Source organism: Psychrobacter sp. Ps6, assembly GCF_022129235.1.
Classification (GTDB): domain Bacteria; phylum Pseudomonadota; class Gammaproteobacteria; order Pseudomonadales; family Moraxellaceae; genus Psychrobacter.
Window position 1 is genome coordinate 1 of record NZ_JADQAI010000145.1, and the last position, 1,258, is coordinate 1,258.

The 1,258-nt window shown below is 39.2% G+C and carries 1 protein-coding gene; it reads left to right on the top strand.

Annotated features, from left to right (window positions below; all coding sequences use genetic code 11):
* On the top strand, positions 1-1,072 hold a 1,072-nt coding region (locus tag I3255_RS14450; RefSeq protein WP_238039443.1), incomplete at its 5' end, for a hypothetical protein.
* Between the last annotated feature and the right edge of the window lie 186 nt (positions 1,073-1,258).

A 1,258-nucleotide genomic window follows, 5' to 3' on the forward strand; every position in this document is an offset into this window, starting at 1 on the left:
TGCTAAAGTCGGTTACGAAATTGAACACCGATCGGGTAAAAACGTGTTAGTGATGAAAGTTGATGAAAAGCCTTGGGGGCCGGGATATCTTAATTTTAAATTAACCTTTGAAGATGATTTTTCTGAACGTTCAGATTTTACCTTTGGGGCACAATATATTTATACCGATGTGACCGATAAAGGTGGTGAATGGACGGTGGAAGCACAGCTTGGTAGCTGGAAAAAGGTGAATACAGAACTCTATTTGCCTTTTGATTATGACCAAAAATTCTTTAGTGCTTTTGGAGCGAGTTGGAACAATGAAATTCGTCAATTTAGCAATATTGATACTGATGCCTCATCCTTAAATCTTCGTGCTGAATATGCAAACTATACCGGCTTTGCGGAACTTGGTTGGAATGTTCGCCCTTGGGCTGTCTTTAATATGGGTTATCGAATTCAAGATGGTAAAATTCGTCTACTTGTCGATGGTTCTAAAGAAGATTACCGAACCTATGGCCCATACTGGAGCTTTACCTATGATGATTTGGATAATTTTTATTTCCCATCAAAAGGAACCTATTTCTCCTCTGAGTTTGGCCTTATCGACGCAAAAACAGCATTCTTAAATGAAAGTGAATCTGGTTATGGCTCCTACTATGACGTTTCATTAATTCAACCATGGAATTTAGGACGTCATTCAGTTGTTAGCATCTTAAAGAGTGGCGGTTCTGATTCTGAAGAAATCTTACCGATTAATGTTCAAGATCTCGGTGGTCTATTTAATTTATCAGGTTATCACCGCTATGAGTTAAATGGTCGTTACAGTGCTTTTGCTGGTTTAATTTACCGCTACCGTCTATTTGATAATGATTTTGGTGCTTTCTCATCTCCGGTATATCTCGGCGGTTCTATCGAACGTGGTGGAGTATGGAACCATGTGTCTGATATGAGCTGGAATAGTGCCATCAGTGCAGGAAGTGTATTTATTGCCATCGATTCATTTTTGGGGCCAGTGTACTTTGGTTATGGCCAATCATCTCACGGTGATAATTCCATTTATTTATCTGTTGGCGGTGGTATTCAAAACTAAGGGACATATTTTGACATTGGCATGACAAAATATTGACGGATTGGGCTATTATTTATCTCGGATATAACCTTTGTCCCTTTCGATGAGTGTATTGTGGCGTTACTAAGGATAGTAATAAGACAGTAGCTAAACTCTCGAAAAGCAATATATGAGTTTTTGGCGAGCCTTCGACCGGCTCGCTTTTTT